Origin of the sequence: Helicobacter sp. NHP19-012 (assembly GCF_019703325.1) — a bacterium.
Classification (GTDB): domain Bacteria; phylum Campylobacterota; class Campylobacteria; order Campylobacterales; family Helicobacteraceae; genus Helicobacter; species Helicobacter gastrofelis.
Window position 1 is genome coordinate 427,130 of record NZ_AP024819.1, and the last position, 12,495, is coordinate 439,624.

14 protein-coding genes and 1 pseudogene are annotated in these 12,495 nt (G+C 47.6%); 1 reads left to right on the top strand and 14 read right to left on the bottom strand.

Annotated features, from left to right (window positions below; all coding sequences use genetic code 11):
• Positions 1–109: 109 nt before the first annotated feature.
• The 4 genes from K6J74_RS02160 to rpmE are packed head-to-tail and all read right to left on the bottom strand — an operon-like array spanning position 110 to position 2,961.
• A complete protein-coding gene (locus tag K6J74_RS02160) occupies positions 110–1,243 on the bottom strand; it encodes a hypothetical protein (protein WP_221272263.1) in 1,134 nt (377 codons plus the stop codon).
• A complete protein-coding gene (locus tag K6J74_RS02165; protein ID WP_221272264.1) occupies positions 1,240–1,914 on the bottom strand; it encodes a TrmH family RNA methyltransferase in 675 nt (224 codons plus the stop codon). Before K6J74_RS02165 ends, K6J74_RS02160 begins: the two co-directional genes overlap by 4 nt.
• Positions 1,915–2,754, bottom strand: a complete 840-nt coding sequence (gene rsmI / locus K6J74_RS02170; RefSeq protein ID WP_221272265.1) for a 16S rRNA (cytidine(1402)-2'-O)-methyltransferase — start codon at positions 2,752–2,754, stop codon at positions 1,915–1,917. It abuts the gene before it with no gap.
• A gap of 3 nt (positions 2,755–2,757) precedes the next feature.
• The gene (gene rpmE / locus K6J74_RS02175) at positions 2,758–2,961 is read right to left on the bottom strand and encodes a 50S ribosomal protein L31 (RefSeq protein WP_221272266.1); all 204 of its coding nucleotides are present in this window, start codon (positions 2,959–2,961) and stop codon (positions 2,758–2,760) included.
• Between the two features lie 101 nt (positions 2,962–3,062).
• Here rpmE and K6J74_RS02180 point away from each other — a divergent pair, with 101 nt between their 5' ends.
• Positions 3,063–3,275 carry a tautomerase family protein gene (locus tag K6J74_RS02180; RefSeq protein WP_221272267.1) on the top strand — a complete coding sequence of 71 codons (213 nt, stop codon included), beginning with the start codon at positions 3,063–3,065 and terminating at the stop codon, positions 3,273–3,275.
• Between the two features lie 31 nt (positions 3,276–3,306).
• Here K6J74_RS02180 and K6J74_RS02185 read toward each other — a convergent pair whose 3' ends face one another.
• The 10 genes and pseudogenes from K6J74_RS02185 to K6J74_RS02230 form a co-directional block, all read right to left on the bottom strand.
• Entirely contained in the window at positions 3,307–3,774 is a 468-nt protein-coding gene (locus K6J74_RS02185) for a ribosome maturation factor RimP (protein WP_221272268.1), read from the bottom strand.
• Entirely contained in the window at positions 3,774–4,121 is a 348-nt protein-coding gene (gene rbfA, locus K6J74_RS02190; RefSeq protein ID WP_221272269.1) for a 30S ribosome-binding factor RbfA, read from the bottom strand. Before rbfA ends, K6J74_RS02185 begins: the two co-directional genes overlap by 1 nt.
• Positions 4,121–6,794, bottom strand: a pseudogene (gene infB, locus K6J74_RS02195) (translation initiation factor IF-2). The gene rbfA and the pseudogene infB overlap by 1 nt, the downstream one beginning before the upstream one ends.
• Positions 6,791–7,051 carry a DUF448 domain-containing protein gene (locus K6J74_RS02200; RefSeq protein WP_221272270.1) on the bottom strand — a complete coding sequence of 87 codons (261 nt, stop codon included), beginning with the start codon at positions 7,049–7,051 and terminating at the stop codon, positions 6,791–6,793. The pseudogene infB and the gene K6J74_RS02200 overlap by 4 nt, the downstream one beginning before the upstream one ends.
• Positions 7,041–7,931 (bottom strand): homoserine kinase, encoded by an 891-nt coding sequence (gene thrB, locus K6J74_RS02205; RefSeq protein WP_221272271.1) that lies wholly within the window; start codon positions 7,929–7,931, stop codon positions 7,041–7,043. The genes K6J74_RS02200 and thrB overlap by 11 nt, the downstream gene beginning before the upstream one ends.
• A 48-nt stretch (positions 7,932–7,979) precedes the next feature.
• Positions 7,980–8,426 carry a hypothetical protein gene (locus tag K6J74_RS02210; RefSeq protein ID WP_221272272.1) on the bottom strand — a complete coding sequence of 149 codons (447 nt, stop codon included), beginning with the start codon at positions 8,424–8,426 and terminating at the stop codon, positions 7,980–7,982.
• A gap of 46 nt (positions 8,427–8,472) precedes the next feature.
• Positions 8,473–9,381, bottom strand: coding sequence for a UDP-3-O-acyl-N-acetylglucosamine deacetylase (gene lpxC, locus K6J74_RS02215; protein WP_221272273.1), 909 nt, complete (start codon positions 9,379–9,381; stop codon positions 8,473–8,475).
• Positions 9,378–9,968 (bottom strand): septum site-determining protein MinC, encoded by a 591-nt coding sequence (locus tag K6J74_RS02220; RefSeq protein ID WP_221272274.1) that lies wholly within the window; start codon positions 9,966–9,968, stop codon positions 9,378–9,380. The genes lpxC and K6J74_RS02220 overlap by 4 nt, the downstream gene beginning before the upstream one ends.
• A 4-nt stretch (positions 9,969–9,972) precedes the next feature.
• Positions 9,973–11,310: a M23 family metallopeptidase gene (locus K6J74_RS02225; protein WP_221272275.1), complete on the bottom strand. Its 1,338-nt coding sequence runs from the start codon at positions 11,308–11,310 to the stop codon at positions 9,973–9,975.
• Positions 11,311–11,319: 9 nt separating this feature from the next.
• Positions 11,320–12,495, bottom strand: a complete 1,176-nt coding sequence (locus K6J74_RS02230; RefSeq protein ID WP_260321656.1) for an outer membrane beta-barrel protein — start codon at positions 12,493–12,495, stop codon at positions 11,320–11,322.

Genomic DNA, 12,495 nt, shown 5'->3' on the forward strand with positions numbered 1-12,495 from the left:
AAATTTCGGTTGACTTGGTAGAATTCTTGGTCCATTAAATTTTTAATCTTAGCTTCGAGTGCATCAGCATTTAAGAGGGCACACAAAAGTGTACTGAATAAAAGTTTTCTCACTGGCTGCGTTCTTGATAGTGGATCAGGCTCAAGCGTTTAAAGCCCTTTTTTGGGGTATAGAGTAGACGCACGGGACGATTGCGGTTAAAGTCTAGGCGTTTACCCTCTGCTTCAACGGATAAATGCCCGTTGCCAAAAGCTAGAAGCCAGCTGTGCCCTTGTGTGTCAATGGTCAAAGGCTCTTTTAGGATAGCTTGACTCTTTTGTTTTGTTTGTAAATCAATTTTTTCCATCCATAAATCCCCTTTTGGCGTGATGAGAATTGTGGGGTACTTTGCTTCTTCTTTGTTAGAGTTATCTGCCGTTTGTGCCGTTTTTGGGGTTTTTAATGCAGTGTCTTTAATCATATCTGTGCTAGCAACACTTGGTGTTGTTGAGGTTGTGGAGGTTTCTTGCACTTTGTCATCATTTTTATGCGCACTTGCCATTGGGTCTTTGTCGGGTTCTTTGGCTTGATTTTCTATATTTTTGTTTGGCTTTAGACTTTCGACTTTAGTTGCTGTGTCTTCTTGGCTTTGCGTATCACCTGATGATCTGTTATGGCTTAGATAAAAGAAGGCCACAAGCCCCACAACAAGCACAGACGGCAACACAAAATATAATTTAGGCGTTTTTGGCTTGGGAGTTGGGACTATTGGCTCGCCCACTCTTTTGGTGTATAAAAAGGGGGAGGAGTGCTCAAATCCAAGCTCTTTTATTTTCTTAGACTCTTTTAGTTGTTCTTTTGGTTTTTCCTGTGTTCCTAGCCCACTTTCTACTTGCTCTATATTTCTAATTTGCGCTAGGTTCTCTTGCTCCTCTGTCCCTTTAACTTCTTGTGGTTCTTGTTGTTTGGGATTCTCTGGCTTTTCTTTTTTGGGGTCTTTAGCAAGCTTACTTCCTTCCTTAGCAGCAAAGAGATTTTGGTCATACTCCACAAGCCACTGACTCAAGTCTACACCATACTCTTTTTCTAAAATCTGCAAAAAGCCCACAGCGTGCACCCTCTGCATAGAATCAAAGTCTTTTGCCAGAATAGCCTTAATTTTGGGATTTGCAAGCTTTGTTTCTTGCACAATCGTTTTAATGCCCTTTTGGGCTAAAAACGCTAAAGTTTCGTCTAATTGTTTGCTTTTTTCTTCTTCGTTCATTTCCTTGCCCTATCCATGATGATCGCCCCCGCTACACTTACATTTAAAGAATTTTTAGCCCCTTGCATCGTAATGTGCAACAAGCCATCCATTTTTTTAATGATTTTTGCGCTCAAGCCCTCCCCCTCAGCCCCTAGAAACAGCGCCAAACGGGGTGCAAAGTCCACAAAGCGCACATCCTCGCCCTCTAAATGCGCCCCACAGCACACCACCCCAGCCCCTTTAAGCTCACAAATGGCGTCTAAAAGGTTGGAGCACACGCAAAAAGGCACGCCATAAATCGCCCCCAAACTCGCCCGCACCAAACCCTCAAAAGGTAGAGGGCGATCGATCACCACGCCCTCAAAACCCAAAGCCGCCACACTGCGAAACAACGCCCCCACATTGCCCATGTCACTAAGCCCGCACAGCACGAGCAAGCGATCGTAGGTTTTTAGCGTGGCTAAATCGCTCAAAGTGGGGGGGGCAACTTTAGCCAAAAAGCCTTGGTGGTTGCCCCCCTTAGCGAGAGCTTGGGCTTTTTTAAAGTCTAGGCGCAGAATGGGGGCTTTTGCACTCCTTAGTAAGCTAAAGGTTTTGGGGTCTATGTCCTTGGCTAAATAGAGTTCTTGGAGTTTGTCGGGATGGTTTTTAAGCATGTGTAAAACCACTTGTTTGCCAAAAACAACCATTTAACCCTCTAAAATTTGGGCGTAAAGGGCTTTGGGGGCGGTGTTTGTGAGCTGGGCTAAGAGCTTTGCCTTGATTTTAGGGGGCAGGGACATTTGGCTAATTTGCGTGTAAGACAAGCTTAACTCCACCTCCTCTTGGCAGTCTAGCACCAGCACCCACTCGCCTAAGAGCGTCTTAGAGCCCTGCAGGGCTTTTAACTCTGTGGCGACCTTAAGCACAGAGCCTTTAAAGCGTTGTTCGTGTAATTTACTCACCTCTTTTATGGCAAACAAGCTAGAGTGGCTAAAAAGCACGCTTAAATCCCCTAGGGTGTCTAAGAGTCGTCTAGGGCTTTCATAAAGGACAAACACCCCCCCCTGCCCCTTCAATTTCGCCAAACACGCCCGCCGCTCTTGTGTCTTTGGGGGCAAAAAGCCCACGAAGTTAAAGCCCGCACTCTCAAACCCGCTCGCACTATAAGCCCCCACGCACGCACTCGCCCCGGGCAAGACTTCGTAAGCAATGCCATTTTCTTGGGCGAAGGCGACTAATTTAGCCCCTGGGTCGCTCACACAGGGCATGCCCGCATCGCTGATAAACACGACTTCTTGCTCGGTAAAAAAGCTCGGGGGGGTTTGGCGTAAAAAAGCGTCTTGGTTGTGGGAGTGGAAGGGCAAAAACTGCTTGGGGGCGGTGTTTTTTAAAGGAGTCGCCCACTCTTGTTCTTTAAGCAAAAAAAAGAGTCTTTTACCCACACGCACATCCTCGCACAAGCACACATCACAGCCGGCAAGGGTTTCTAACGCCCGCCAAGTGGTGTCCTTGAGGTTGCCAATAGGGGTTGCACTGAGTGTAAGCAAAATTTATTGCATTTTATATTTTTGTTTAAAGCGCTCAACACGCCCGGTGGTGTCGGCGATTTTGTCGCTACCGGTGTAAAAAGGGTGGCAAAAGCTAGAAATGTCGATGCGTAGCTCGCTCTTGGTGCTCATCACTTCAATTTCTTTACCGCTGGTTACGCAAGTAACCTTGCAGGGTACATATTCAGGGTGAATGCCTTTTTTCACTAAATCTCCTCAAAGTTTTCGCCGATTATAGCCAATCTTTGCTTAGTTTTTAGGCGTGATTTTTGCTAAAATAGGCGGGTAAATCAAAATAAAGGACTCTCATGCCTCTTATAAATATCAAACTTGCCAAAGAAGACACTCCCGTAACGGCTGAGCAAAAGAAGGCCCTCATTGAAGGGGCGACAGATTTATTGGTGAAAGTCTTAAACAAAAATAGGGCTTCAACCGTGGTCATCATTGAAGAAGTTACGCCCGATAGCTGGGGCATAGGCGGGCAAAGTGTGTGTGAAATCCGCCAAAACGCCAAGAAGTGAAGCCGAAGCCCCAAAGTGGGGCTCAATAAAATCATGCTTTCTTGGGGTTTTTCGCCTTGCTAAATTCAAAGATTGTTTTGGCTTTTTTGATTTGCTCTAGCTTGAAGGGGGTTGAAGTGCCCTCCATGTTTAGGATGATTTCTTGCCCTTCTGCCTTTTCTAGCACGCCCCTTATGCGGGTGTTGTCCGTAAGTTTGCACTCAAGCAAGTCGCCGATAGACAGGGTAAAATGTCTAGGTTTGCTAAGGGTACGCTCTAGCCCCATTGAGCTTATCTCTAGGATGTAGTCTTTTAAACTGGGCATGTGCACATCTAAAAGGGGGGAGATAAGCAAGCTTGCCTCTTGGCACACATCTAGGCTTGTGGGGCGATCTAGGGCTTTAATGCTGATACGCAAAATATCGGTTTGGTTTTCTTTTAAAAACGCCATATCGTAAAGGGTGCAATTCATGCCCTCTAGGGTCTTTTCTAAGAGTTTTTCTAGCTCTAGGGTATCCATTAATCCGCCTTGGCAATGCGTGCAAAAAGTGCGTCTAGTCTTTGCTGTTCTTCTAAACTCTCATCGATCATAAAGACAAAGTTCGGGCATTTAAACCACCCACTCACTTGCAAGACATGGCTTTTGAGTAGGGGGGTTGCTTTTTTCAAGGCTTTTAAGCACTCCGCCCTCTCTTCAGCACTCAAAAACGCCCCATCTATGTAGGCTTGGGCGTGGTATTTGCCCTTCGAGCAATGCACTTTGCTTAAGGTGAGCCCACTTAAGCGGGGATCGTCTAAGGCACTTAATGCCTCTTGTAAATACTCTAAAAGCCCCGCGTCTAGGCGTTTGGCATGTATGTTCTCCATTAAAGCACCCTTGTTTTGTGGATTTCTTTAAAGCTCTCAAAGACATCGCCCACTTTGACATCGTTGTAATGATCGAGCATGATCCCGCATTCATAGCCCTTAGACACTTCGCTCACATCGTCTTTGAAACGTTTTAAGGACACGATTTTACCCACATGCACCACCACGCCATCGCGGATCAAGCGGACTTTTATGCCCTTGTTGATCACCCCATCGACCACCATACAGCCGGCGATCGTGCCGACTTTGGGGATCACAAAGGTTTCGCGCACCTCAGCCTGCCCTGTGTCCTCTTCCTCCACAACGGGGCTCATCAGTCCGCCTATAAGGGCTTTCATATCATCAAGTAGGGCGTAAATCACGCTGTAGGTTTTGATCTCCACCCTTAGCTCTTTGGCTTTAATGCGGACATTGCCCGTAGGGCGGATATTAAAGCCCAGCACCAAAGCGTGGGGGTTGTTTGCCACTAGGCTTAAATCGTTCTCGCTGATCGAGCCCACCCCCGCACTAATGACTTGCAAGCTCACTTCCTCATTGTTTAGGGCAAGCAGGCTATGCTTGATCGCCTCTAGGCTGCCCTGTGTGTCGGCTTTAAGCACAATGGGGATATTTTGCAATTCTTTATTTGCCACCATAGAAGCCAGCTCGTCTAAATGCACCTTTGTGCTTTTGCTTAGGGCTTTTTGGCGTAAATAAGTCGCCTTCTTGTGTGCCAAACTTCTAGCGGTGTTCTCGCTATCCACCTCCACCAAGACAGAGCCTGCCATCGGCACTTCGCTAAGCCCTGTGATCACCGCCACTTGAGAAGGCCCTAGGGCTTTAATGCTCTTGCCCTGATCGTCTGTCATGGTCCGCACCTTGCCAAAGGCAATGTCCGCCACCACAGGATCGCCCACTTTGAACGTCCCATTTTGCACGATCACGGTCGCCACCGCCCCACGCCCCTTCTCCACGCTGCCCTCTAAGACCACCGCCTTAGCCGTGGCACTAGGCGAAGCTTTAAGCTCCATGATCTCGGCTTGGATCAAGATCGTTTCCAAGAGATTGTCGATGCCCTCGCCCGTTTTGGCTGAAATGGGGATGAACTCATGATCTCCACCCCAATCTCTAGGGTTAAAGCCCAGCTCGGCACACTCCGCCTTGAGCTTATCCACATTGGCGTTTTCTTTATCAATTTTATTCATCGCCACGATGATTTGTACGCCCGCCTCTTTGGCTTGTTTAAACGCCTCGATGGTTTGGGGTTTAACCCCATCGTCAGCGGCGATCACAATGATCGCAATGTCCGTAACCTGCGCCCCCCTCTTACGCATTTGACTAAAGGCTTCGTGCCCGGGGGTGTCGATAAAGGCGATCTCTTTGCCCCCTTTTTGCACCATATAAGCCCCAATGTGTTGGGTGATCCCCCCTGCCTCACTGCCCGCCACGCGTTGGTTGCGGATTTTATCGAGCAAAGAAGTCTTGCCGTGATCCACATGCCCCATAATGGTTACAACCGGGGCGCGTTCGCTCAAATCCTCTCCGCCTTCTTCAGTGGCGCTCTCCTCTACAAAGACCTGCGCGCTTTCTACCGCCACTTCTAAGCCAAATTCTGCCGCCAAAATCTCAATGGCATCCTTGTCCAAAAAGTCGTTTTTCGTCACCATCATGCCCAAATTAAAAAGGGTTTTAATCACATCGACTAAGTTAAGGTTTGCGCTCTCGGCAAATTCATAAACCCGCACTTCCTCGGCAATGGTGATGCTCCCTTGCACGCTCTTTTGGGTGCTATCGGGGCGATAAACACGCCTTTTTTTCGTGGAGCGGCGAATCCCCCCCTCGCTCATCCACGGGTTTTTACGCTGGATTTTGACACGATCGGCTAAAGGCTTGGGCGCACTCTCTTCGGGGGCTTCTTCCTCAAGGTCCTTGACATGAAAATCAAAGAGCATGACCTCATCTTGCTCGTCCTCATACAAGTCGTTAAAGCCTCTCTCTTGGGAGAAGTCTAGCTTTTGGGCGCGGCTCTTTGCCCCCGGCTTGGCGGTGCTTTTAACGGGCTTGGTGGATTTTTTGGGCTTGGGCTGTTCTTTGGGCTCACCTAGAACACTCGTACGCGCTGCTGCCCTTGCTAAAGCCGCCTCCTCTTGATCGGTGCGCTTGACAATCCTAATGCCCCTCGTGCGCCTTAAGAGCGGTTCTGTGGTGGGTGGGGGGTGGGGGCGTGGGGGCGGCTTTGGGCTCTGCCTTCTCTCTTTCTACTTTCTCTACCTTCCCTACCTTGCTCGCTTGTCTTTCTTTGTTTTCCGCCTTTTAGGGGTGGGTTTGGGAGTGGTGGCTTTGGGGGCGGCTTTGGGCTTTTCGCCGGTGCTGATGATCTCAATGCTACGCTTTTTTGCACTTGGGGCTTTTGGGGGCGGCTTTCGGGGCTGGCTCTTTGACTTGTTTGTTCTCTTGGACCTCAGCAGGCTCCTTTTTAGGCGGAGCTTTGGGGGCGGTGGCTTTAGGCGGAGCTTTGGGTGCGCGGGGGGCGTTCTTGTTAGTGATGAAGTCATAAAGCTTGCCAGCGGTTTCTGCGTCTAATTTGGAATTGGCTTTCAGGCTAAGGCCCATTTCTTTCGCCTCTTCAATCACCATTTTCACATCTGTGCGCCCCAACTCCAGGGCAAAGTCTTTTAAAGTGATGTCGCTCATTTTGTCCTAATCTCCTCTAGCCAGCTTTGCAAATATTGTTTGTCTTTGGGGGTGTTCTTGGTTTTCAGCACTTGCTTTAAAAGGTTTTTGTCATCTAAGCACGCATGGCATAGATAAAAACTACGCCCCACACCGCTAAAGGGCACAATGCGCCCCCCCTGCACGCTAAAACGCAACAACACCGCCTGCGAAAAACTTTGGCGGCAACACACGCATGTGCGCATGGCATTTTTAGAACAAAAGGCATTAACCCTCAACTTGCACTCCTTCATTGTCAAAATCTAAAACCACGACCCTAAAATTATAATACTTTTTTTGTAACCTTGCTTGCAAATTAGGCGCGTCCTCCGTATAACAAAGGTTAAAAAAAGACGACCCGCTGCCCGAGAGCGTGCTCATCAAGGCTCCGCTCTCTAAAGCGAGCTTTTGCACCCCATAGAGCACGGGATAAAGGCGCATGCGCCGATCTTGGTGCAAGCGATCTTTTGAAGCCACGCGCAACAGCTCCCATTTTTCTTGGGCAAAAACCATCGCCATGAGACTAGAGCGGGAGAGATTGTAGATCGCATCGGTGTTGCTGTAGCGTTTAGGCAGAGCTTGGCGAGCAAATTTCGTAGAGATCGAGTGCGTGGGGATCACCACAACCGCCTTTAAATAGTCGGGGATTTCTGTGCGTAGGTGGTGGGCTTTGAGCTGCCCATTGACTTTCTCCACCATCGCCACATTAAACCCCCCAAAGACGGCTGGTGTAACATTGTCGGGGTGGTTCTCATACACCAAACTTTCCTCTAAAATCGCCTCTTTGTCCAGCTGGTCGTGCAAATAATGGCTAAGAGCCCCCAAAGCCCCCACAATGATCGCCGAACTACTCCCAAGCCCCCGAGAAATGGGGATAGAATTGTAAAAAGAAAACTCAAAATTCTCGTTGATCCCCTGCTTGGCTAGGGATTCCTTAAAAATTTTGACGAAAATATTATCCACCAAAAATTTAGAAAACCCCTCGCCCTCACCTTGGATTCTAATGCTAGTAAAGGTGGCGGGGATCACGCTAAAGCGGTTTCTAAGCGACAGACTCAAGCCCAAACAATCAAAACCCGGACCTAAATTTGCGCTCGTAGCAGGTACACTGACGACCAATCCACTTCCTGATTTTCAATATACGCCTTCCATTATATCTACAATTCCTTAAACGGGGGGTAAAAAATACAGCGGTTCGTTGTCTGCGGCGAATAAAAGTGGGTCTAAAGTGGGAGGCAAGCGCATTTCTTGGCATGCAGGCGGGCTTTCAAAGGTTTTTAGTGCCACTTGATCGTCCTCACACACATAAAAAGACTTGCCAAAGGCTTTAATGGGGCTGTTTTCATTGAAAGCAAAGCCTAGGGCAGAATGCAGGGGGACGGGGTTTAGAAGCACCCACGCATGCACGAAAATGTGCGTGAGTTTCATCGCCATAAAACTGCCCGGCCCCCTTACATAGTAAAGGGCTTGGATGTTTAAGTGTCGTGCCTCAAGCCACTTGAGCAAGATTTTAAAGATTTGGATCAGGGCGGTGTTTGTGCGCTCGTTTGAGCTGAAGGCGTGCAAGAACTGCCCATCTAAAGCATAAACCCCGACTTGGGTGGGCTCTTGCAAAGAAAGGATAAGAATTTGGCAACCTTGAGGCGCGTTGCTGGGCGGTTTAATGGTAGGCGTGCACCATTTCCAAAGATTTGGCTTGTTGTGGGCTTGGGGTTAAGTTTAAGTGGACAACCTCGTAAGACTTGGTTTCGAGCACCTTTTGCACGACTTGGGCGTTGAGCTTGTGGCTACCCATGCAAGCTTGGTAAGCCCCGACCATGCTCATGCCTAAAAAGGTGAGATCGCCCATCGCATCTAAAATTTTATGGCGCACAAACTCCTCTTCATAGCGCAAACCCTCTTTATTCACAATGCCATGCTCATCCAAGACAATGCAATTATTCAAATTGCCCCCCTTGGCTAGACCAATGGAGCGTAGGTAGTTCACCTCTTGCAAAAAGCCAAAGGTCCTAGCCTTCGCGATTTGTTCCTTGTAGGCGTGTTTGGAGAAGGCAAAGTTGTAATGCTGTTTGCCAATCGCTGGGTGGGCAAAGTCAATGCTAAAATCAAAAGAGAGCAGGGGGGCGGGACTGATTTTAACAAACTTGGGACCCTCTTGCACCTTGACCTCTTTTGTGATGCGCATAAAGGGCTTGGGAGCTTCTAGTTCAGCAATGCCGGCTTCATCTAAGAGCATGCAATGGGCGATGGCAGAGCCGTCCATGATGGGGATTTCCTCATTATCTATAGAGATTTTTAAATTGTCGATCCCATAGGCACTGATGGCAGAAAGTAAGTGTTCGACCGTGGAGATCTTGGCTTGCGGGCTGGTCCGGTTGCCTAGAGTGGTCGCCATCGTGGTGTCGATCACATTCGTGGGCTCTAAAGGGATGTCCACGCCCAAATCCGATCGTCTAAAAACAATCCCACTGCCCGCTGGCATGGGTTCTAAAACCATTTTGACCGGCACGCCTTTATGTAAACCGATGCCGACTAACTCTACTTGTTGAGCAATTGTTCGTTGTTTCATGCAATGTCCTTTATGCTAATTATATCGCCATTTTTGGTAATCAGTTTTAATTTTGTATTTTCGTTGATGCGCCCTAAGTGCGCTTGGCTTAGGATTTCACCTTGAAAAACAAGGTGGGGAGAGTAGACATTTTGAAGCACCATGTACACCCCCATGCAAATGATGATCCCCTCACATCTACCATAAACATTGATGTTCTGCTCGGTGTGGATCTTTGCCCCGTGGTTGACATTGCCAAGGATCACTAAACTACAAGGGCTGTTGATCTCTTCTCCGCTGCGGATGTGCCGCTCGTAGATTTGCACTTGGGGGCTTTCTGGGGCTTTAGGGGGTTCGGGCTCTTTTTCTAGTGCCCCATACAACACGACTTGATCGTCCACCTTGCCCCGCAACTCATTAGAGCTAAAGCTATAGGCAAGCTCGTATCTTTGCAGACTTTGTTGCACTTCGGTGGGGATGGGACTTTTAAACAAGAGCAAATAATTTTTGAGTAGGGGGGCGTTCTTGTCAATGAAGTTTAAATACTCTTGACTTTCAGCCCCCTCTAGCTCAAAACAGCGGATTTGTTTTTGTCTTGCTCTTAGCATCGCCTCACTTCTCCCGGATCTTGTATTGCGCCTCTTGGATGATGTCGTTCAAGTTGTTGATGAAGCGAGTATTCATCCACTCGTTGGGGTAGACGGGCACCCCTTGGATCAAGATATTAAAATGCACATGGTCGTATTTACTCGTTTTATTTCTACCACTAAAGCCTAACACGCTGTTAGGCTCTAAAGTGTCCTCTTTTTTGGCTAAAAACTTCGACAAGCTCCCATACATCGCATACACCCCTAGACCGTGCGAGACGAGCGCACTTTTGCCATAGCTTTCAATCTCTTCTTCTAAAACTACACGCCCGACATTGCTCGCCAAGACTTTAGAGTGTCTACCAAAGAAATCCACGCCATAGTGTGTAAATTCGCCTATTGTTTCTCGGCCAAAAGTGTAGATTTTATGTGTGCCAAAAGTGGCTAAAACCCTAGGTTTATTGCCCAATGGTCTAAAGGGTTTAAAGGCGGTGTGCTCGTAAGCTGTGACTTTCTTTAAATCCTTTTGGATGGTTTGCTGGATGCCTAGACGCGCATCTAAGCGGTTTAACCCGGGCAAGTGTTTTAGACTTTCGAAGGCAGATTGTTTATTTTTATAGTCCTTGCTTAGGTCTATAGTGCGTTCACGGATGGGGATTTTCGTGTTTTTAATTAATCTTAGGGGCAAACTGGTTAGGTTATAGGCTTTATCCCTAGCAAAAATTCTCCCATCAAAGGTGCGGTGGCGCAAAGACCAAGGGAAGATCACAATGTAGTAGCCATCTTTCATGAAAGAAAATACTTTAAAGTCCTCAAACCCGTTGTTAAACCACACCCGATCGAGTGCGCCCTCTTGCACCCTAAAGATCGCTAAAGCACTCCCACCATAAGTGATGTGGCGCGACTGGGCGATGGTTTGGATTTTAGGGGGCGTGGTGTCTAACACCAAATCAAAAGCCTTTGTGCTGACATTGCCGTTAAAAAAGTTCGCATAGCTCCAATCCATGACCTTAATCTCATAGTGTAAACGGGTTTGGTCGTTTAGTTGGATTGTGGGCTTTGGCAATTCAAAGCTTAAATTTGTGGGCTCATCCAAGACAATTTGATTTTTTTCATACACGACTAAGTGGTCGCTGGTCGTGGTTTTGATGTGATAGGAGCGGATTTTTGCCGGTGTGGCTAAATTCACTTGGATATTGGATTTTAAATTCCAATGTGTGGGGTTTTCTACGACGCTGGGCTGTGGGGCAGCCACGCGCATGGTGAGAGAAATATTAGCTGTGTTCTTCTTGGTGATCGCATAGTTGTAGCTCAAATACCCCCCCGCCACCAACAAAGCCATTACACTTGCGCGCCATAACATTAAATCTCCTTAGAAAGCATATAATACATTCATCACAAGCAAGCTGCTACGCTTAAAACCTGTATCCTCGCTGATGAGCTGTTGGCTGTTGTTCTTATTGATGTAAGTGGCTGGGGTTTCAAAGCCTAAGCGCAAGTAGGTGAGCGGGATTTTTGTTCCCACTTCAAAACGCAAGTGGCGGTTGTAGGTAAAAGCCACGCCTAAATTGATGGTGTAATCCACTTGTATAAGGGTTTTCCACAGCGTGTTTGGGCTATTGTAACCCTCTTGCAACACTTGTCTAAAGGCATTGTAGCACCTATCTTTTAACACCATAAGCCCCACCCCAAAGCCTGCGTACGCTCCAATGAAGTGTTTTTTTTGCTTTTCTAGGGGTGCATCAAAGAGTAAGTCCATGTTTAAAGAGCCTAAGCCATAAAAAAACCCTCCAAAACCCCTAGAAGTCGTGTTGTCATTAAGGGTGGTGTAGTTAGCAAACCCGGGAATAAAAAGCAAATCCCCATAAATGCGGGCGCCAAAATAGGGGTTAAAATATTGCTGATAGCCCAACTCCACATTAGCCATATTCGCCGCCCCGCTCAATTTGGGCAAAACGCTAAAAATCTCTTGTTGTTCGGGGATTCCTAGCGCCACGCTTTTGGCTTGTTGGCTGTTGTAAGATTCATTGATTGTGCCAAAACCATAGCCTCCGCCTAAGAAAAACCCGCTTTTTTCTTTGGCAATTTTATGGTTAGCCACCTTCTTAGCGCGTGTACCCTTTTTAGCGTATCCAAACTTAGTTTGAGGCGTGCCACCCATGCCTTTTATCTTGTTTTTTAGAACTTTGATTTTTTCATCGAGCTCATGCAAGTGGGTAGGGTCTTCTGTTTTGGCATTGCCTAGCGTAGGGAGAGGCACAACATGCAAAACATTTTCTTGGGTTTCTTGGGGCTGTTTGGAAGACATGGTCTTTTCTGCGCTCACTGGGGGTTTGGGGATTTGCTTGGCTTTTGAAGGTTGTTCTGGTTGCGTGGCTTGCTTAGTTTCTTGCAACTCGCCCTCGGGGAATAAATAGGGCTGTAAGTTGTACTTAGGCATGTCTATATTCGGGGATTCTTCGAGCATGTCAAAGGCAAGCACTGGGGTGGGCAAGAAATGTGCTTGCGCCCAAGTCCACACAAGACCCATTGCCAAAAAAGTTCTCAT

What these genes read in the sequence shown, in the direction of transcription:
- K6J74_RS02165 (WP_221272264.1), bottom strand. Translation starts at nt 1,914, where the DNA reads ATGGTTGTTTTTGGCAAACAAGTGGTTTTACACATGCTTAAAAACCAT.
- K6J74_RS02180 (WP_221272267.1), top strand. Translation starts at nt 3,063, where the DNA reads ATGCCTCTTATAAATATCAAACTTGCCAAAGAAGACACTCCCGTAACG.
- lpxC (WP_221272273.1), bottom strand. Translation starts at nt 9,381, where the DNA reads ATGAAACAACGAACAATTGCTCAACAAGTAGAGTTAGTCGGCATCGGT.
- K6J74_RS02225 (WP_221272275.1), bottom strand. Translation starts at nt 11,310, where the DNA reads ATGTTATGGCGCGCAAGTGTAATGGCTTTGTTGGTGGCGGGGGGGTAT.
- K6J74_RS02220 (WP_221272274.1), bottom strand. Translation starts at nt 9,968, where the DNA reads ATGCTAAGAGCAAGACAAAAACAAATCCGCTGTTTTGAGCTAGAGGGG.
- K6J74_RS02185 (WP_221272268.1), bottom strand. Translation starts at nt 3,774, where the DNA reads ATGGATACCCTAGAGCTAGAAAAACTCTTAGAAAAGACCCTAGAGGGC.
- K6J74_RS02160 (WP_221272263.1), bottom strand. Translation starts at nt 1,243, where the DNA reads ATGAACGAAGAAGAAAAAAGCAAACAATTAGACGAAACTTTAGCGTTT.
- rbfA (WP_221272269.1), bottom strand. Translation starts at nt 4,121, where the DNA reads ATGGAGAACATACATGCCAAACGCCTAGACGCGGGGCTTTTAGAGTAT.
- K6J74_RS02230 (WP_260321656.1), bottom strand. Translation starts at nt 12,495, where the DNA reads ATGAGAACTTTTTTGGCAATGGGTCTTGTGTGGACTTGGGCGCAAGCA.